Genomic DNA, 17884 nt, shown 5'->3' on the forward strand with positions numbered 1-17884 from the left:
CACGCGGACCACACGCGGAGCGAGTGCGGATCGCGGCCCGGATTGCGGCTCCCCGGCGGAGGCTCTGCTCGCGCGCGCTTACTGCACGAACGCCGCCAGATACTCGGCCCACTGCGGCGCGCTTTCCAGCGCGAGCGCGTTCTTCACGAGGTTGATCTCGTCAGCATACTCCGACGGCGAAAAGCCGCCGCGCATCAGTTGGAAGCGGCAATACAGCAGGTACGTATTGACGACGTCGGTCTCGCAGTAATTGCGGATTTCCTCGATACGCCCTTGCTGGAACGCCTGCCACACCTGACTGCCGTCCATGCCCATCTTGCCCGGAAAGCCGCACATCTTCGCGAGCGCGTCGAGCGGCGCGTTCGCGCGCGCCTGGTACATCGCGAGCACGTCCATCAGATCGGTGTGTCGCGCGTGGTAGCGGCTGATGTAGTTGTTCCACTTGAAGTCGCGGTCGTCCTCGCCGAGATCCCAGAACCGGTAGGCGGGGATGCCGTTGACGAGCGCGCGGTAGTTGAGCACCGGCAGATCGAAACCGCCGCCGTTCCACGACACGAGCTGCGGCGTGTACTTTTCGATCACGCGATAGAACGACTGCACGAGCGTCGCCTCGCCGTCCTCGGGCGTACCGAGCGAGCGCACGCGAAAACCGTTGTTGTCACGGAACACGCAGGAAATCGCCGCGACCCGCTGGAGGTGATGCGGCAGAAAATCGCTGCCCGTTTTTTCGCGGCGTGCGGCGAACGCGTGCTCGGCGACGTCGGCGTCGCTCATCGACGCGGGCAAATCTTCAAGCCGGCGGATGCCGGCGACATCGGGAATCGTCTCGATGTCGAAAACAAGAATCGGTGTCATCAGGTCAGAGAACGGCGTCTTTGCGGACACCGTTTGAGGCAAAGAAGCGCTTCAGTCGCACCAGCGCTTCCTGTTGGATCTGGCGCACACGCTCGCGCGTGAGGCCCATTTCGTCGGCCAGCTCCTCGAGCGTGGCGGGCTCGATGTGATTCAGACCGAAGCGCCGCTCGATCACATGGCGGTGCTTGTCCGACAAACGCGCGAGCCATGCGCGTGTCAGTGTTTCGAGCTCGCGATGCTGCACTTCGGCGTCTGGCGACTGGCTCTGGTCGTCCGACAGCAGATCGAGCAGGCTGCTCGCCGGATCGAGATCGAGCGGCGCGTCGAGCGAGGCGGTGTGCTCGTTCAGCGCGAGGATGTCGGTGACTTCGTCGGTGGTCTTGCCGGTCAGATAAGCGATGTCGTCGATGCTCGCGTCGCGGCGCTCGGCCGCCTCCCCCGAATTCATCGAGTTCTTTTCCAGATGGCGCTTCGCGCGCAACACCTGGTTGAGCTCACGAATCACATGGACGGGCAATCGCACCGTACGCGCCTGGTTCATGATCGCGCGCTCGATGCTCTGGCGGATCCACCACGTCGCGTAGGTCGAGAAACGGAAGCCGCGCGTCGGATCGAATTTTTCGATTGCGTGCATGAGGCCGAGGTTGCCCTCCTCGATCAGATCGAGCAGCGGCACGCCGCGATTCAGATAACCCTTGGCAATGCTGACGACCAGCCGCAGATTGCGCTCGATCATCACCTGCCGCGCTTCGAACTCGCCGGCCTTGGCAAGGCGCGAATATTTCTGCTCTTCCTCGACGGTGAGCAACGGCTTCACGCTGATGCGATTCAGATAATGCTGGATCGTGTCGGCCGTGAGCTCGGCCTGCAGCAGTGCGCGGAAATCGTCGGCGTCGGGCGGCGCCTCGCCGGTGGTTTCGCGCGCGTCAGCGCTCTCGCTGTCGTCGAGGCCGCTCTGGCGTTCGTCGAGATCACGCTCCTCCGCGACCTCTTCTTCCACTTCCGAAGCGCCGCTTTCGTCCACTGCGGCAGACGTGACTTCGCTGATCGTCTCAGACTCGGCTTGGGGCGGGCGGCGCTTCGATTTCGGCATGGTCGTATCGCTTATTGCGGCGGCAAATACTTCAGTGGGTCGACTGGTTTACCCTGTCGGCGAACTTCGAAATGCAACATCACACGGTCGGAATCGCTATTGCCCATCTCTGCGATCTTCTGCCCCTTCGTAACCGCGTCCCCCTCTTTTACCATCAAAGCGCGGTTGTGTGCATACGCAGTGAGATAAGTTGCATCATGCTTGATGATAATGAGATTGCCGTAACCACGCAGCCCATTTCCGGCATAGACGACGCGACCATCGGCTGACGCTTTAACCGGCTCGCCCGCGGAGCCGCCGATATTGACGCCCTTGTTAGTCGAGTCGTTGAACGTGTTGAGCAGCGGACCGCGCACCGGCCATGCAAATGCTACGTTGCCTGCCGCGGCGCTGCCGATGTCGGCGCTCGCCGCAGAGGGATTGGCCGGAGGCGCAGCTACCGCACCATTCGCGGGCGTACCGTTCGTCGCGCCGCCGTAGAGCGGCGGCATCGCGGCGCCGACCACGGCCGGCGCGTTGTTGTTCAGCGGTGCGCTTTGCACCGCGCCCGTGCTGCCGATCGGCGCGGTCGACACGCCCGGCGTCATGGCCGCGGTATTCGCGCCCGGCGGCACGACGCGCAGCAGCTGGTCGACTTCGATCTGATTCGGGTTGGTCAGGTTGTTCCACGTCGAGATGTCGCGGTAATTCTGGCCGTTTTCGAGCGCAATGCGGTACAGCGTATCGCCCGGCTTCACGCGATAGTAGCCGGGCGGCGGCGGGCCGAGCGGCACCGCCGGTTGCGCCGCGCCCTGCGCGGTGGCGAGCGTGCCGCCGCCGGAGCGGTCGACGACGGGCGCCTGGTCGAGCCGGGATGCACAGGCCGTCATCAACAGGGACAAGGCGAGCACGCACACGCTGCGCTGGGTTACGGTCAGGGGGGTATTCGGGGTGGTTCTCTGCATCGCGCGCAACATACTCATCGGTGTCAAATCACTCCGGATTTTAAGGGTACAAAGAAAACGCGATCAAGCCGCGACTCGCGCCATTGCGCGGGGCCGAGGCGCTCGATCAGCGTCAGCACCTGGCTCTGTCCTTCCTGCGAGCCGACCGGCGCAACCAGACGTCCGCCGATCGCAAGCTGCTCGAGCAACGCCTGCGGCACGTCGAGCCCGGCCGCCGCGATCACGATCGCGTCGAACGGGGCCGCCGACGGCAAACCGAGCCGCCCGTCGCCGTAATGCAGCCGGATATTCGGAATGCGCAGCGGACGCAGATTCGTCTTCGCGCGCTCGGACAGCGGCTTGATGCGTTCGATCGAATAAACCTCGCGCGCGACCTGGCTCAGCACCGCCGCCTGATAGCCGCAACCGGTGCCGATTTCGAGCACCGTGTTCAGCGCGCGCCCGGCCGCCGCGAGTTCGATCATTCGCGCAACCACCGACGGCTTCGAGATAGTCTGGTGATGACCGATCGGCAGCGCGGCATCTTCGTACGCCTGGGCCGCAAGACCCGGATCGACGAACATGTGGCGCGGCACCGCCGCCATCGCGTTCAGCACACGCTGATCGCTGACGCCATTGGCTCGCACGCGTTCGACCATGCGTTCGCGAACCCGTTCCGAGGTCAGCGCCAAGGCGTTGTTCATCGCGCCGCTCATTGCACCGGCCAACGCGGCGTTCGGCGCGGGTTTCGCGCTTTGCTGCAGTTGCGACTGGAGTGGCGATGGCGTCGCGCGTGCGCTGTGGCCGGACGCATGCGTCGAGTTTTTGCCTGGCTTGACCGACGACTTTGGTGCTTGCTTGACAGGCTGCCCCGCCAATGCACCAGCCAACGAGTTCGCCGTTGTCTTTGCGACTGGCGCGGCCTGCGGCTTTGGCGGCATTGCACCGGTCGCCGCCGTTGACGTACCGAACGAAGCGCTTTGCGTCTTCGCCTGGGGAATCACCTGGGGTCGCGTCGCCGGCGTAGATTGCGCAGCAGCTGAGGTCCTCGCTTGCGCCCGTGCGGCTGCGCCGCCCTGCGTCGGTTTCGCCGACTGCTGCCGTGCGTTCAACGCCGCGCTCGCCGCGAGCGCCGCCGCGCGCATCTCACCCGGACGTCCCTCGGGCCGGCGCGGTTCGCGCACCAGGTCCTCGAGACCTAACGGAAAGCGCTTCGCGCGCTCGCCGGTCATGAACTGCCGCTCCCGGCGCGCAGCCAGTCGCGCGCCGCGGGCAGCATTTGCGTGTAGGTCAGATCGAGCTGCAGCGGCGTGATCGACACGGCGCCGTTGGCCACCGCATGGAAGTCCGTGCCTTCGCTCGCGTCGCGCGCCTGGCCCGAGGCGCCGATCCAATAGATCGGTTCGCCGCGCGGATTGGTCTGGCGGATCACCGGCTGCGACGGATGACGTTTGCCGAGTCGCGTGATCTGCCAGCCGCGCAGTTCGTCATACGGCAGGTTAGGAATATTGACGTTCAGCAGCGGATGTCCCGGCAACGGCCGCGCGAGATAATGCGCGACGATTTCGGCGGCAACGCGGGCCGCGTCTTCGAGATGCGCCCAGTCCTTGTCGACGAGCGAGAACGCGATGGCCGGCACCCCGAACATGATGCCTTCGGTGGCGGCTGCGACGGTGCCGGAATACAGCGTGTCGTCGCCCATGTTCTGGCCGTTGTTGATACCCGACACGACGAGGTCCGGTGTATGGTCGAGCATGCCGGTCAGTGCGATGTGCACCGAGTCGGTCGGCGTGCCGTTCACGTAGTAGAAACCGTTCGCCGAACGCAGAACCGACAGCGGCCGCCACAGCGTCAGGGAATTCGACGCGGCGCTGCAGTTCTGTTCGGGAGCCATCACGGTGACGTTGGCGATCGGCTTCAGCGCTTCGTAAAGCGCGGCGAGGCCCGGCGCCAGATAACCGTCGTCGTTGCTGAGTAGGATTCGCATGCGCCGATTGTAACCGAGGAAAGATGGCACGCGAACGACATGGACGGCGTGTCCGCGTGGCGTGCACAAGCGTCGTGCGAGCCAGTATTTTCCAGGTGCGCGGATGCTTGTATCGAACGCAAAGATGCTGCTTCGCACTGAACGCGCGGCCGTGCGCGCTCGTCGTGAATCGGCATCCTGTGCGTACTTCGCGCTGTGCAATGCAATACGGCTTGCGCGAGAAGCGCGCGCGACGCATCAAAAGCGCGCTGCACGTTGTAACCCGCAGCGCAATAAATCGCACGGTCGTGCGCTTTACTTTACACTCGAAAACAGTGCAAACCCTGAACGATACGGAGACACGATGCGCGCGATTCGCTGCAAGCAGTACGGGCCGCCCGAGAGCCTGGTCGTCGACAACCTGGCGGATCTCGAAGCGCCGCCTGGCCACGTCGTGATCGACGTGAAGGCCGCGGCCGTCAATTTTCCCGACGTGCTGATCATCGAGAACAAATACCAGTTCAAGCCGCCGCTGCCGTTCACGCCCGGTTCGGAAGCCGCGGGCATCGTGCGCGCGGTGGGCGAAGACGTCACGCAGTTCAAGCCTGGTTCGCGCGTGGCCGCGTTCACCGGCTCCGGCGGTTTTGCCGAGCAGGCGCTTGCGCCCGCCGCGGCCTGCGTGCCGCTCGACGATGACGTGTCGTTCGAACTCGCGGCCGCGTTCACGCTCGCGTATGGCACCTCGCATCACGCGGTGGTCGATCGCGGCGCGCTGCAGCCGGGCGAGACGATGCTCGTGCTCGGCGCGGCCGGCGGCGTCGGGCTGGCGGCGGTCGAAATCGGCAAGGCGCTCGGCGCGCGCGTGATCGCGGCGGCATCGAGCGACGAAAAGCTCGCGACCTGCGTGAAGCACGGCGCGGACGCGACGATCAACTACAACACCGAGGATCTGCGCGAGCGCATCAAGGCGCTCACCGATGGCAAAGGTCCGGACGTGATCTACGACCCGGTCGGCGGCGTGTATGCGGAGCCGGCGTTTCGCAGCATCGGCTGGAGGGGGCGTTATCTGGTGGTCGGCTTTGCGAATGGCGAGATTCCAAGGCTGCCGCTGAACCTGATGTTGCTCAAGGGCGCAAGCGTGGTCGGCGTGTTCTGGGGCGACTTCGCAAAGCGTGAGCCGCAGCGCAATCGCGCGGCATTCGAGCAGATGACCGGCTGGATTCGTGAAGGCAAGCTCAAGCCCTACGTGTCGGCCCGCTACTCGCTCGACGACACCGGCCGCGCGCTGCGCGACATGGCCGAGCGCCGCGTGATCGGCAAGGTGGTCATCACGCCGTAGCACAACCAATAAAGCAGCATCAAAAACGGCGCGGCGGCCGATTGCGATTTCGGCCGCCGCGCCGCTTGCGATCCACGTTCACAACTTCTCTGTATCCCCGGTGCGCGGCTGCCACTTCATCAAACGCCGCTCCGCGGTCCCGACGATCGCATCGAGAATCAGCGCGAACGCGGTCAACACCAGAATCCCCGCGAACACCGTGTTGATATCGAAGGTGCCCTCGGCCTGCAGGATCAGATAGCCGACGCCGCGCGCCGAGCCCAGATACTCGCCCACCACCGAGCCGACGAACGCAAGCCCCACCGACGTATGCAGGCTCGAAAACACCCAGCTCATCGCGCTCGGCAGATAGACGAAACGCAGCAGCTGTTTGCGGTTCGCGCCGAGCATGCGTGCGTTCGCGAGCACGACCGGGCTCACTTCCTTCACGCCCTGGTAGACGTTGAAGAACACGATGAAGAACACCAGCGTGACGCCGAGTGCGACCTTCGACCAGATGCCGAGGCCGAACCACACGCCGAAGATCGGCGCGAGAATCACGCGCGGCATCGAGTTCGCGGCCTTCACGTACGGATCGAACAGCGCGCTCGCGGTCGGCGCGAGCGCGAGCCACAGGCCGACGCCGAGCCCGATCGTGGTGCCAAAGACGAACGCGAGCACGGTCTCGACGAGCGTGATCCACAGATGCAGATAGATCTCGCCGCCCGTGAACCATTCCCAGATCCGCTGCAGTACTTTCTGCGGCTCGCCAAAGAAAAACGCCGCCTTGTTCGGATCGTCGAAATAGAACGGCGGTATCAGCGTCGGGCTCGTCAGCACGTACCACAGCACGAAGCACAGCACGAGCAGCAGCCACTGCCAGATCACCAGATTCGCCCGGCTCGGGCGCAACGTCTTCCACATGACTTGGTTTGCCTTGGACGATTATTGAACACGTCTTCTTTTCGATGCGCAGGCGGGGATGCGCGGCACATTTAAACAGCGGTCAGTTGCTGCTGATAACCCTTGAGCACCTCGTCGCGCAGCACACCCCAGAGCTGCGCATGCAACTCGACGAAGCGCGGATGCGAACGGATTTCGGCGACATCGCGCGGCCGCGGCAGATCGATCCGGAACTCGCCGATCGGATGCGTCGCAGGCCCGGCCGACAGTACCACCACGCGGTCCGACATCGCGATCGCTTCGTCGAGATCGTGCGTAATGAACAGCACGGCCTTGCGCTTCGCGGCCCAGAGATCGAGCAGCTCGTTTTCCATCAGCTGCCGCGTTTGAATATCCAGCGCGGAAAACGGCTCGTCCATGAGGATGATGTCGGGGTCGAGGATTAGCGTCTGCGCCATCGCGACGCGCTTGCGCATGCCGCCCGACAGCTGATGCGGATAGCGGTCGCCGAAGCCGCCGAGGCCGACACGCTTCAACCACTCTTCGGCCTTCGCGCGCGCTTCCGAGGCCGGCACGCGGTGAAACGACAGGCCGGCCATCACGTTGTCGAGCGCCGAGCGCCACGGCATCAGCGCATCTGCCTGGAACATATAGCCCGCTCGGCGATTCAGGCCGCTGAGCTTTTCGCCGAACACGCTGACGCCGCCCGTCGACGGCTGGAGCAGCCCCGCGCCGATGTTCAGCAGCGTGGACTTGCCGCAGCCAGTCGGCCCGACGACCGACACGAACTCGCCGGGTTCGATACGCAGCGTCGTGTCCTTAACTGCTGTGTAGCGCTGGGCGCGGTTGTCACGCGCGGCGAACGTGCAGGTGATGTTTTCGAGCGCCAGGGCAGCAACGGTCATCGTACGGCTCGCTTCGGGAATCGGGTTAGCGGGGAGTTGTCGCGGCGACGCTGGGGCGACGGCTGTGGACGCGGCGAATCGCCCTGTCCACGTCCCATTCGATGCGCCTGTGCGCGCGCCGCGTCGTTTATGCCTTGACGGTCGCGAGCGCCTTCTTCACGAAGTCGTTGGTCCACGTCTTCGACAGATCGATCTGCGCGTTCTGGATCACCGGATCGAACGCTTTCAGCGTCTTCAGCGACGTCGCGGGACCGTCGGCGGGCATCAGGCCGTCGGGCGACATCGCTTCGCGCACGTGCTGCCACGCGTCGAGATAGAGCGCGCGGTCGCCGAGCAGATAGGTCTCCGGCACCGTGTTGATCAGTTCGCTGCCGCTCGCGTTCTGCAGCCACTTGAGCGCGCGCACCATCGCATTGGTCAGCGCCTGCGTGGTGTTCGGGTTCTTCGTGATGAACGACTGCGATGCGTACAGGCAGCCCGCCGGCATGTCGCCGCCGAACACGATGTGCGTATCGGTGAGCGTGCGGGTATCCGACACGACGCGCACGTCGCCGGCGCGCTCGAGGCGCGTGACGACCGGATCGAGATTGGCGATCGCGTCGATCTGCCCGGACTGCAGCGCGGCGATCGCGCCGGCACCGGCGCCCACGCCGATGAACGCGACGTCCTTCGGACTGAGCCCTGCTTTCGCGAGGACGAAGCTCGCCATGATCGCCGTCGACGAACCCGGCGCGGTCACGCCAATCTTCTTGCCCTTCAGATCGGCGATCGACTTGTAGTTCGGCATCGTCTTCTTCGACACCGCCAGCACGATCTGCGGCGCGCGGCCCTGCAGCACGAATTCGCGGAACATCTGCTTTTGCGCCTGCAACAGCAGCGTGTGTTCGAACGCGCCGGAGACCACGTCTGCGCTTCCGCCGACTGCCGCCTTCAACGCCTGCGAGCCGCCCGCGAAGTCGGAAATCTCGACTTCGAGCCCCTCGTCCCTGAAGTAGTTGCGGCGCTCGGCGATCGTCAGCGGCAGGTAGTAGAACAGGTTCTTGCCGCCGACCGCGATGGCGACCTTGGTGGTCTCGGGCTTGCCCTGCGCGAAAGCGAACGGCGTGGCCGCGAGCGAGGCGCCCGCGAGCGCCGCACCGCCGGCGAGGAAGGTTCTGCGTTGCATGGTCCGTTGTCTCCAGATTTTTTGTCGTCCGGCTTTTTGACCGCCCGTGTGCGCGTTGCGCAAGCGCTTGGCCACGGTGTGGGGCTGCCGGTCGCAAGGCGCGAATCGTGCGTCAGCGCCGCGCTTTACGCGCCTTTCTCCATGCGTTGCGCTGTGCGCATCAGACGATCTGTTGCGCCCGCAACCGCGCGATGCCGTCAGCATCATAACCTAGCGATTGCAGGACTTCATCGGTATGTTCACCCAGTTCTGGCCCCAGCCAGCGCGTCTCACCGGGCGTCGCCGACAGCTTCGGCGTAACCGTGGGCAGCGTGATTTCCTTGCCGTCCTGCCACTTGAACCGCTGGATCATCTGCCGCGCGATGAACTGCGGATCGGTGAACATATCGGCGACGCTGTAGATGCGGCCCACCGGCACGTCGGCCGCGTTCAGCACCGCGAGCGCTTCGTCGATCGTGCGCGTGGACAGCCACGCGCCGATCGCGGCGTCGATTTCCTGCGTGCGCGGCACGCGGCCATCGTTATGCGCGAGCGCCGGATCGTTGGCGAGATCGTCGCGTTCGATCGCGATCATCAGGCGCCTGAAGATCGGATCGCTATTGCCGCCGATCACGATGCTGCCGTCGCGGCACGGATACGTATTCGACGGCACGATGCCCGGCAGAGACGCGCCGGTACGCTCGCGCACCATGCCGTAGACGCCGTATTCGGGCACCACGCTTTCCATCATGTTGAAGACGGCCTCGTACAGCGCGACGTCGACGACCTGCCCGTTGCCGCCATTCATCTGCTTGTGATGCAGCGCCATCAGCGCGCCGATCACACCGTGCAGCGCGGCGATCGAATCGCCGATCGAAATGCCGATGCGCGGCGGCGGCAGATCCGGATAGCCGGTGATATGGCGCAGACCGCCCATCGACTCGGCGATCGCGCCGAAGCCGGGCCGGTCGCGATACGGGCCCGTCTGGCCGTAGCCCGACAGACGCACCATCACGAGGCCGGGGTTCTCGGCGGACAGCACGTCGTAGCCGAGCCCGAGCTTTTCGAGCAGACCGGGCCGAAAATTCTCGACGACGATATCGGCCTCTTTCGCGAGGCGCCGCACGATCTCCTTGCCCTCTTCGGCTTTCAGGTTGATCGTGACGGACTTCTTGTTGCGCGCCTGCACGGCCCACCACAGCGACGTACCGCCGACTTCCGGGTACAGCTTGCGCCATTTGCGCAGCGGGTCGCCGCCTTTGGGGTCCTCGATCTTGACGACGTCGGCGCCGAACTCGCCGAGAAAACGCGCGGCGAACGGCCCGGCGATCAGCGTGCCGAGTTCCAGCACCTTGACGCCGGCGAGCGGACCGCACGCGTCATGCGGTGCGGCGCTCGCGCCTGATTCGGGGGTGGCGCTCATGAGTCTCCCTGGTTCTGCATCGTTGTGTACCCGGTCTGTCTGGTTTGCAACGACTTGCGACGATGCGTGCCTGGACGGATATGGCGGCGACCAACGAAAGCCGCGTGGCTACATCGAACGACGGTCGAGCATCGCGCGCGCGATCGTGCCCGCGTCGACATACTCGAGCTCGCCGCCCACCGGCACGCCGCGCGCGAGACGCGTCACGGCAAGGCCGCGCGCCTTCAGCGTCTGTCCGAGGTAATGCGCGGTAGCCTCACCCTCGTTGGTGAAATTGGTGGCCAGCACGACTTCCTTGACGACGCCATCCGACGCGCGCTTCACGAGCCGGTCGAAATGGATTTCCTTCGGGCCGATGCCGTCGAGCGGACTCAACCGCCCCATCAGCACGAAATAGAGGCCGCGATAGGTCATCGTCTGTTCGAGCATGATCTGGTCGGCCGGCGTTTCGACGACGCACAGCAGCGACGGATCGCGCTCCTCATCGAGGCAGACCTCGCAGATCTGCGCTTCGGTAAATGTGTTGCACTTTTCGCAGTGACGCAGATGCTCGGTCGCGAACAACAGCGAGCGCCCGAGCTTTTCGGCGCCTTCGCGATCGTGCTGCATCAGGTGATACGCCATGCGCTGCGCGGACTTCGGCCCGACACCGGGCAGCGCGCGCAGCGCTTCGACGAGCGCCGACAGGGCGGAAGGTTGTTTCATGCGGATCGGCGTCGACGTGGGAGGTGCTCGGGTGGGCGAATTGGGATGCGGGGGCGTTGCTCGAACCGGGCCGCGCTTTCACGCCGCGACGACGCTTTCACGCACGGCTGCAGGTTCGATGTTTCCAGCCTGCACGCGGCGCGCGGCGGCGAGCGTCTGCGTTCGCACCGCGGCAATCAATCGCCGCGGCGCTCACCCGCTTCAGCCCTCTCTCAATCAGAACAGGTTCAGAACGGCAGCTTGAAACCCGGCGGCAGCGGCAGGCCGGCGGTCATGCCGCCCATCTTTTCCTGCGCGGTCGCCTCGGCCTTGCGCACGGCGTCGTTGAACGCGGCGGCGACGAGATCTTCCAGCATGTCCTTGTCGTCGGCGAGCAGGCTCGGGTCGATCGACACGCGGCGCACGTCGTTCTTGCAGGTCATCGTCACCTTGACGAGACCGGCACCCGACTGCCCCTCGACTTCGATCTGCGCGAGTTGCTCCTGCATCTTCTTCATGTTTTCCTGCATCTGCTGGGCTTGCTTCATCAGCCCGGCGAGTTGGCCTTTCATCATGGACGTGCTCCTTCTAGATAGCGTGGAATCTGGCATTCCGGCGCCGCGCCGCGACGACGCCGCGAACGATGGATCAGTGGGCCGGCGACGCGCCGTTCGGGGCGGCGTCCGGGGTAATCGGGCGGATCGAGCCCGGCACGATGCTCGCGCCGAACTCGCGAATCAGCGACTGCACAAACGGATCGGCGCTGATCTCGCGCTCGGCTTCCTGCTGGCGCTGCGCGCGCAGCTTCGCGTCGTGCGCGGCGGCGGTACGGCGCGCCGGGCCGACTTCGACCTGCACGTCGACGTTCTGGCCGAGCCGCTCGACGAGCGCTGCCTTCAGTTTAGCGACCTGCGACGCTTCTGCGTATTGCGGCACCGGCACGTTGAGCTTCAGCGTGCTGCCGTCGAGCGCCATCAGTTCGCTGTTGAACGCAAGCTGATACGAGATGCCCTTTAGCGGCAGGTCGACGGCGAGCGCCGGCCAGTCGCCGGTGAAACCTAGCGGATCGAGCGGCACGGCAGGCGGCAGCGGGCGCGTATCGGCGACCGGCGCCGGCGCGGCGGCCTGCGCGGCCGCGCCGTCCATGCGGACGTCGTCGGGGCCGTGGTCGAACACCGGCACGAAGTTGTCGTCTGGCGGAATGAAGTACGCGTCGTCCGCGGCCGACAACGGCAGGTAGTCGTCGGGCGGCATGTCGTCCCATGGTGGGGTCGACGGGCTGTTCTGCTGCGCATTGCTGCTCGCGCCGCTATTTGCGTCGCGAGTGGGCGCAGCCTGCGCGGCGGTGTCCTGCGACACGCGGCGTGACGCACCGGGCGTCGGCACCGGCACGACCACACGCGGCGCGGCGGGTTTCGGTGCGGCCGGCTTCGGTGCGGCCGGCTTCGCGGACACGTCCGTGTTAGCGCGGCCACGGTCGGACGATACTTTCATGCCGGCGTTGCGCAGCACGTCGAGCGCGGCGCTGGCGCCGCCCGCGCGGCGCGGCACGGAGTCGGCTGCGGCCGCCGGTGCCGCCATTGAAGCGGGCGCCGCCAATTCCGGCCGCGCTTCCGGTTCCGGTGACGTGGCCTCTTCCGCGCGACCAGGCGCGGCAGTTGCACGCGCGCTCGGTGCGGACGAAGGTGCGATGTCGGAAACTTCGTTCGAGACCGGCGCGCTCGAGCTGGCGATCGTGGCGACGGCATTCGCGGGCGCGTCTTCCCACGGCGCCAGCGGGGGTGCCGTAATGGCAGGCGCTTCTGTCACGCGGGCGACTTCGGCGTTGGGCGATTGCGGTGCTGCTTCAGATTGCGCGGAGTCGGCTGCGGGCTTCGCGATCGGCTTTGCAGTCGGCGCGGTCGATTTCATCGCGTCGCCCTGCTCCTCGCCGGCAACGCCTACCTGAGGTCCACGAACGGGCGCAGCAGTTGCCATGGCCGTCGCGGACGACGGTGACAGCGCGCGCAGCGCGGCAACCGTCGGTGCACCCGAGCGCTGCGCACCGGCGCCGGCGCCGCCCGCACCGCTCTGCGTGCCAGCGGCTCCCGCCGCTCCGCCACCGCCGCCTGTCGGCGCCGGCTCGAACGCTAGCATGCGCAGCAGCGTCATCGTGAAGCCCGCGTATTCGTCGGGTGCGAGGCCCAGTTCGCTTCGGCCGATCGTCGCGATCTGATAGAACAGTTGCACCTGCTCGGCGCTCAACACGTCGGCGAAACGGCGCAAGTCGGCCGCCTCCGGCCATTCGTCGAGCACCGACGAAGGCGCGAACTGCGCCCACGCGATCCGATGCAGCAGGCTCGCCAGGTCTTGCAGCGCCGTCGAGAACGACAGGCTGCGCAAGGCCATCTCGTCGGCGACCGCCAGCACCGCCGCGCCGTCGCCCTGCGCGAGCGCGTCGAGCAGGCGGATCAGATAGCTTTGGTCGAGCGCGCCGAGCATGCCGCGCACCGCGTCTTCACTGACCTGGTTCGCCGAATAGGCGATCGCCTGATCGGTCAGCGATAGCGCGTCGCGCATCGAACCGTCGGCCGCGCGCGCGAGCAGGCGCAACGCCTGCGCCTCGTGAGGCACGTTCTCTTCGCCGAGAATGCGTTCGAGATGCGACACGATATGGCCGGCCGGCATCTGCTTCAGATTGAACTGCAGACAGCGCGACAGCACGGTGACCGGAATCTTCTGCGGATCGGTGGTCGCGAGGATGAACTTGACGTGCGGCGGCGGCTCTTCGAGCGTCTTCAGCATCGCGTTGAACGCGTGGTTCGTCAGCATGTGCACTTCGTCGATCATGTAGACCTTGAAGCGCGCATCGACGGGCGCGTACACCGCGCGCTCGAGCAGCGCGGCCATTTCATCGACGCCACGATTACTCGCCGCGTCCATTTCGACGTAATCGACAAAGCGCCCTTCGTCGATCTCGCGACATGCACGGCATACGGCGCACGGCGTCGACGTCACGCCGGTCTCGCAATTGAGCGCCTTCGCGAAGATGCGCGACAGCGTGGTCTTGCCGACGCCGCGCGTACCTGTAAACAAATAGGCATGGTGCAGACGGCCGCCGTCGAGCGCATGGGTGAGCGCGCGCACCACGTGCTCCTGTCCGACGAGCGAAGCGAAATCCTTCGGCCGCCATTTGCGTGCGAGAACTTGATAGGTCATCCGGAAATTGTATCAGTAACAATGGCGCGCAAAACCGATTCGGGAAGACGCGTGAAATGCGCGAAACGGCCACGACGACGCTCCATCCGAAGACGGCGAACGATCAATACAAAAGCTCGGAATGACTGAGGAGAAACTGCGCAGAAGCCGTGAAAACGGCCGCGGAGAAAAAAGCAAGGAAAGGTGACGAGCCCGACCCTCGGCACTGGTGGAAAACGGCTGTGGCTGCTTCGTTCCCGACCTGACCAGGTTGACCATCCCTCCATGCGAGGAGGCCCGTCACGAAGGATTCTATCATTGCCGCGCGCATTGTGCGACTGTTGACACGAGCAAAACGCGAACGACGCTCCGCTACGAACGGCTTCGCGCGGTTTGCGGCCGCTTTCTGCACGCCGCCAGACACCCTCCCGGCCACCGCGGCGACGCGCGCCACGCGCGGCACTTGAGTTCGCCGCGCGCGACACCATTTAGATTGCAACGCGGTCGCCGTGAGCCGCAGAAACCGGCCGACGCTGCGGCGGCGGCCTATTAGCCCCACTGCGTTGATGAGTACTATCGCCATCGGCAACGCATAGCGAATTAAGCTACACTGCCAGTTGAAAGACCCGCATACGCGACTCTTTCCGCGCATTGCGTGAAAATCCGGCGTTTTTTCAGACGGTTCCTCTGATTTTCACAGGCATGCGCGGCGAGGCTCTGGATGCGGCAAAGCGAACGGAAGTATTCCCAGTTTTTGACGTATCGTGGCGAGCAATTCAGGCGGGCCTCGAACCGAGAGAGGTATTCATAAATGAGCGAACAAATCAAGCATATTAGCGACGCATCGTTCGAACAGGACGTCGTGAAATCCGATAAACCCGTGCTGCTCGATTTCTGGGCCGAATGGTGCGGTCCGTGCAAGATGATCGCGCCAATCCTCGACGAAGTCGCGAAGGATTACGCCGATCGCCTGCAAGTCGCGAAGATCAATGTCGACGAGCATCAGTCCACGCCGGTCAAGTTTGGCGTGCGCGGCATCCCCACATTGATCCTGTTCAAGAACGGCGCCGTTGCCGCTCAGAAGGTCGGAGCTCTGTCGAAGTCGCAACTCACCGCGTTCCTCGACGGCAACCTGTAAAGCAAGCAGTACGCCGCGGCGCTCGCGGGTCCATCGCGCGCCGCAGGCAGTTGGAGAATCGGGCGCATCGGGTGAGCAAACCGCCGCGCCCGCCGGTCAAGCGTGTTGTCAACCGGCAACACGCTTTGCAACAAAGATGCCACGCTGCCGCACTGGCTTAAATTGGCGTGTGCTATGCTAGAATCCACAAAACGTCGAAAAGACGTGTAAGTCTTTGAGCGGTTCCGCTCACCCTCCTCCCAGATTTCATTTCGTCGCACCTTCTCCTGCGGGTTCTCCGTATGCATTTATCCGAGCTTAAGACTCTACACGTGTCCCAATTGATCGAGATGGCCAATGGCCTCGAGATCGAAAGCGCGAACCGCCTGCGCAAGCAGGAATTGATGTTCGCCATTCTAAAAAAACGAGCCAGAGCGGGCGACACGATCTTCGGCGACGGCACCCTCGAAGTGCTGCCGGACGGTTTCGGCTTCCTGCGTTCGCCGGAAACCTCCTACCTCGCCAGCACGGATGACATCTACATCAGCCCGTCGCAAATCCGCCGCTTCAACCTGCATACGGGCGACACGATCGAAGGCGAAGTGCGCACGCCGAAAGACGGCGAGCGCTATTTCGCGCTGGTGAAGGTGGACAAGGTCAACGGCCAGCCGCCGGAGGCCTCGAAGCACAAGATCATGTTCGAAAACCTGACGCCGCTGCACCCGAACAAGGTGCTGCTGCTCGAACGTGAAATGCGTGGCGAAGAGAACGTGACCGGCCGCATCATCGACATGATCGCGCCGATCGGCAAGGGCCAGCGCGGCCTGCTCGTCGCGTCGCCGAAGTCGGGCAAGACCGTGATGCTTCAGCACATCGCGCACGCGATCAAGCAGAACCATCCCGACGTCGTGCTGTTCGTGCTGCTGATCGACGAGCGTCCGGAGGAAGTGACGGAAATGCAGCGTTCGGTGGCCGGCGAAGTGATCGCCTCAACGTTCGACGAACCCGCCGCGCGTCACGTGCAGGTCGCCGAAATGGTGATCGAGAAGGCCAAGCGCCTCGTCGAAATGAAGAACGACGTCGTGATTCTGCTCGACTCGATCACGCGTCTCGCGCGCGCTTACAACACGGTGGTCCCGGCCTCGGGCAAGGTGCTGACGGGCGGTGTCGACGCGAACGCGCTGCAGCGCCCGAAGCGGTTCTTCGGCGCGGCGCGCAACATCGAGGAAGGCGGATCGCTGACCATCATCGGCACGGCGCTGATCGAAACCGGCAGCCGCATGGACGATGTGATCTACGAAGAGTTCAAGGGCACCGGCAACATGGAAGTGCACCTCGAGCGCCGTCTCGCCGAGAAGCGCGTCTACCCGTCAATCAACCTGAACAAGTCGGGCACGCGCCGCGAAGAGCTGCTGATCAAGCCCGAAGCGCTGCAGAAGATCTGGGTACTGCGCAAGTTCATTCACGACATGGACGAAGTCGAGTCGATGGAATTCCTGCTCGACAAGATCCGCCAGACGAAGAGCAATTCCGAGTTCTTCGACATGATGCGTCGTGGCGGCGGCAGCTAACGCGCGACGTTCGTGCTGGCCGTATTAGTCGGCAACTGCAACGCATGAAAAACCGCTCGCAAACTGCGAGCGGTTTTTTTTCGTCCATCGTCCGCAGAGACAATACGCCGCCTCAACATCAGCGTGAACGTACACGCGGTTTCTCGGAGGGGCCTCGGCTACCCCGTCGAGAACACCGGGCGGCTCGTCGGCGCCACGTCGCTGATTTCGGCGAGCGCGCTGTTCGTCTATCTGCGTTTTGCGAAGCTGCTGCCGCGCAAGAAGTGGATCATCGTGCCGGGCTTCGGGGTGGCCGCGTTCGCCGCCGGGCGGATGACACGCATGTCACCGGACGTCGGCGAGGCGGCGCTCGCCCTGCCGCTGCTGCTGCGCGGCCTGCTGTTGCTGTTCATCGTGCCGCCGGTCGCGAATCTGACGTGCCGCATCTTCTTGATCGAGGAGGGGTTCACGCACGGCTACCGGCTGAAAAACATCGTCCGGCAGTTGACCATCTCCTTCGCGACCGCCTCGGTGATCATCGTCGAGCAGCACCGGCTCGCGCTGCATCAAAGTCGCCTCGCGGAGTCCGTGAATCCGTACAATCCGGTCTACCAGAACGCGCTCGCGACGCTGGCGCGCGGCTCCGCCGCCGCCGGTCATGCGGCGAGCGAAGCGCACGCGCTCGCGATCGCGTCGATCAGCCGGTCGATTGCGCAGCAGCGCCAGTTTGCTCGCGTCGCTCGACGGTTTCTATTTTCTGATCGGCGTCGCGATATGCGGCGGCCCGTTCGCCGCGTAGCAAAAACAGATCGACTGAAGGTGGGCT

15 protein-coding genes, 1 other RNA gene and 1 pseudogene are annotated in these 17884 nt (G+C 64.7%); 4 read left to right on the forward strand and 13 right to left on the reverse strand.

The genetic code is table 11. The features are described from left to right. Positions 1–78 precede the first annotated feature (78 nt). From OKW30_RS10280 to surE, 5 genes are read right to left on the reverse strand one after another with little or no spacing between them, the layout of a single operon-like run. Complete coding sequence (locus OKW30_RS10280; protein ID WP_184028919.1) at positions 79–855, reverse strand: 3'-5' exonuclease; 777 nt, start codon at positions 853–855, stop codon at positions 79–81. A 4-nt stretch (positions 856–859) separates the two neighbouring features. After that, on the reverse strand, positions 860–1948 hold the full coding sequence (rpoS, locus tag OKW30_RS10285) for an RNA polymerase sigma factor RpoS (RefSeq protein ID WP_018418126.1): 1089 nt from the start codon (positions 1946–1948) through the stop codon (positions 860–862). Positions 1949–1959: 11 nt separating this feature from the next. Then, on the reverse strand, positions 1960–2910 hold the full coding sequence (locus OKW30_RS10290) for a peptidoglycan DD-metalloendopeptidase family protein (protein WP_184028933.1): 951 nt from the start codon (positions 2908–2910) through the stop codon (positions 1960–1962). 5 nt (positions 2911–2915) lie between these two features. Further along, positions 2916–4103, reverse strand: coding sequence for a protein-L-isoaspartate(D-aspartate) O-methyltransferase (locus OKW30_RS10295; RefSeq protein WP_184063692.1), 1188 nt, complete (start codon positions 4101–4103; stop codon positions 2916–2918). Further along, positions 4100–4858 (reverse strand): 5'/3'-nucleotidase SurE, encoded by a 759-nt coding sequence (gene surE, locus OKW30_RS10300; protein ID WP_184063695.1) that lies wholly within the window; start codon positions 4856–4858, stop codon positions 4100–4102. The genes OKW30_RS10295 and surE overlap by 4 nt, the downstream gene beginning before the upstream one ends. A 343-nt stretch (positions 4859–5201) precedes the next feature. Here surE and OKW30_RS10305 point away from each other — a divergent pair, with 343 nt between their 5' ends. Beyond that, positions 5202–6176 (forward strand): NADPH:quinone oxidoreductase family protein, encoded by a 975-nt coding sequence (locus tag OKW30_RS10305; protein ID WP_429346642.1) that lies wholly within the window; start codon positions 5202–5204, stop codon positions 6174–6176. Between the two features lie 78 nt (positions 6177–6254). On the opposite strand, the gene OKW30_RS10310 is transcribed toward OKW30_RS10305, so the two are convergent. The 8 genes from OKW30_RS10310 to ffs all read right to left on the reverse strand — a co-directional run bounded on the left by OKW30_RS10310 (position 6255) and on the right by ffs (position 14693). Next, positions 6255–7079, reverse strand: a complete 825-nt coding sequence (locus tag OKW30_RS10310; protein ID WP_090804632.1) for an ABC transporter permease — start codon at positions 7077–7079, stop codon at positions 6255–6257. 71 nt (positions 7080–7150) lie between these two features. Next, positions 7151–7963 carry an ABC transporter ATP-binding protein gene (locus OKW30_RS10315; RefSeq protein WP_184003433.1) on the reverse strand — a complete coding sequence of 271 codons (813 nt, stop codon included), beginning with the start codon at positions 7961–7963 and terminating at the stop codon, positions 7151–7153. Positions 7964–8090: 127 nt separating this feature from the next. Then, on the reverse strand, positions 8091–9128 hold the full coding sequence (locus tag OKW30_RS10320) for an ABC transporter substrate-binding protein (protein WP_429346643.1): 1038 nt from the start codon (positions 9126–9128) through the stop codon (positions 8091–8093). 160 nt (positions 9129–9288) lie between these two features. Next, positions 9289–10530: a CaiB/BaiF CoA transferase family protein gene (locus OKW30_RS10325; RefSeq protein WP_429346644.1), complete on the reverse strand. Its 1242-nt coding sequence runs from the start codon at positions 10528–10530 to the stop codon at positions 9289–9291. A 108-nt stretch (positions 10531–10638) separates the two neighbouring features. Then, positions 10639–11235 carry a recombination mediator RecR gene (recR, locus tag OKW30_RS10330; RefSeq protein WP_018418135.1) on the reverse strand — a complete coding sequence of 199 codons (597 nt, stop codon included), beginning with the start codon at positions 11233–11235 and terminating at the stop codon, positions 10639–10641. Positions 11236–11462: 227 nt separating this feature from the next. After that, the gene (locus OKW30_RS10335; RefSeq protein ID WP_008923976.1) at positions 11463–11789 is read right to left on the reverse strand and encodes a YbaB/EbfC family nucleoid-associated protein; all 327 of its coding nucleotides are present in this window, start codon (positions 11787–11789) and stop codon (positions 11463–11465) included. A gap of 73 nt (positions 11790–11862) precedes the next feature. Further along, complete coding sequence (locus OKW30_RS10340; RefSeq protein ID WP_429346645.1) at positions 11863–14412, reverse strand: DNA polymerase III subunit gamma/tau; 2550 nt, start codon at positions 14410–14412, stop codon at positions 11863–11865. 182 nt (positions 14413–14594) lie between these two features. Further along, an RNA gene (ffs, locus tag OKW30_RS10345) (signal recognition particle sRNA small type) lies at positions 14595–14693 on the reverse strand. Between the two features lie 509 nt (positions 14694–15202). Here ffs and trxA point away from each other — a divergent pair. The 3 genes and pseudogenes from trxA to OKW30_RS10360 form a co-directional block, all read left to right on the forward strand. Further along, positions 15203–15529, forward strand: a complete 327-nt coding sequence (gene trxA / locus OKW30_RS10350) for a thioredoxin TrxA (protein ID WP_013089343.1) — start codon at positions 15203–15205, stop codon at positions 15527–15529. Between the two features lie 281 nt (positions 15530–15810). Further along, positions 15811–17079, forward strand: coding sequence for a transcription termination factor Rho (gene rho / locus OKW30_RS10355; protein WP_184028958.1), 1269 nt, complete (start codon positions 15811–15813; stop codon positions 17077–17079). Between the two features lie 150 nt (positions 17080–17229). Further along, positions 17230–17857, forward strand: a pseudogene (locus tag OKW30_RS10360) (MFS transporter); the annotation flags it as partial. Between the last annotated feature and the right edge of the window lie 27 nt (positions 17858–17884).

Origin of the sequence: Paraburkholderia sp. Clong3 (assembly GCF_050436485.1) — a bacterium.
Classification (GTDB): domain Bacteria; phylum Pseudomonadota; class Gammaproteobacteria; order Burkholderiales; family Burkholderiaceae; genus Paraburkholderia; species Paraburkholderia tuberum.

Excerpts from the sequence above, each read along its gene's own strand:
- OKW30_RS10310 (WP_090804632.1), bottom strand. The coding sequence starts at position 7,079 with ATGTGGAAGACGTTGCGCCCGAGCCGGGCGAATCTGGTGATCTGGCAG.
- rho (WP_184028958.1), top strand. The coding sequence starts at position 15,811 with ATGCATTTATCCGAGCTTAAGACTCTACACGTGTCCCAATTGATCGAG.
- surE (WP_184063695.1), bottom strand. The coding sequence starts at position 4,858 with ATGCGAATCCTACTCAGCAACGACGACGGTTATCTGGCGCCGGGCCTC.
- OKW30_RS10320 (WP_429346643.1), bottom strand. The coding sequence starts at position 9,128 with ATGCAACGCAGAACCTTCCTCGCCGGCGGTGCGGCGCTCGCGGGCGCC.
- OKW30_RS10290 (WP_184028933.1), bottom strand. The coding sequence starts at position 2,910 with ATGAGTATGTTGCGCGCGATGCAGAGAACCACCCCGAATACCCCCCTG.
- recR (WP_018418135.1), bottom strand. The coding sequence starts at position 11,235 with ATGAAACAACCTTCCGCCCTGTCGGCGCTCGTCGAAGCGCTGCGCGCG.
- OKW30_RS10295 (WP_184063692.1), bottom strand. The coding sequence starts at position 4,103 with ATGACCGGCGAGCGCGCGAAGCGCTTTCCGTTAGGTCTCGAGGACCTG.
- OKW30_RS10340 (WP_429346645.1), bottom strand. The coding sequence starts at position 14,412 with ATGACCTATCAAGTTCTCGCACGCAAATGGCGGCCGAAGGATTTCGCT.
- OKW30_RS10325 (WP_429346644.1), bottom strand. The coding sequence starts at position 10,530 with ATGAGCGCCACCCCCGAATCAGGCGCGAGCGCCGCACCGCATGACGCG.
- OKW30_RS10315 (WP_184003433.1), bottom strand. The coding sequence starts at position 7,963 with ATGACCGTTGCTGCCCTGGCGCTCGAAAACATCACCTGCACGTTCGCC.
- OKW30_RS10280 (WP_184028919.1), bottom strand. The coding sequence starts at position 855 with ATGACACCGATTCTTGTTTTCGACATCGAGACGATTCCCGATGTCGCC.
- OKW30_RS10335 (WP_008923976.1), bottom strand. The coding sequence starts at position 11,789 with ATGATGAAAGGCCAACTCGCCGGGCTGATGAAGCAAGCCCAGCAGATG.
- rpoS (WP_018418126.1), bottom strand. The coding sequence starts at position 1,948 with ATGCCGAAATCGAAGCGCCGCCCGCCCCAAGCCGAGTCTGAGACGATC.
- OKW30_RS10305 (WP_429346642.1), top strand. The coding sequence starts at position 5,202 with ATGCGCGCGATTCGCTGCAAGCAGTACGGGCCGCCCGAGAGCCTGGTC.
- trxA (WP_013089343.1), top strand. The coding sequence starts at position 15,203 with ATGAGCGAACAAATCAAGCATATTAGCGACGCATCGTTCGAACAGGAC.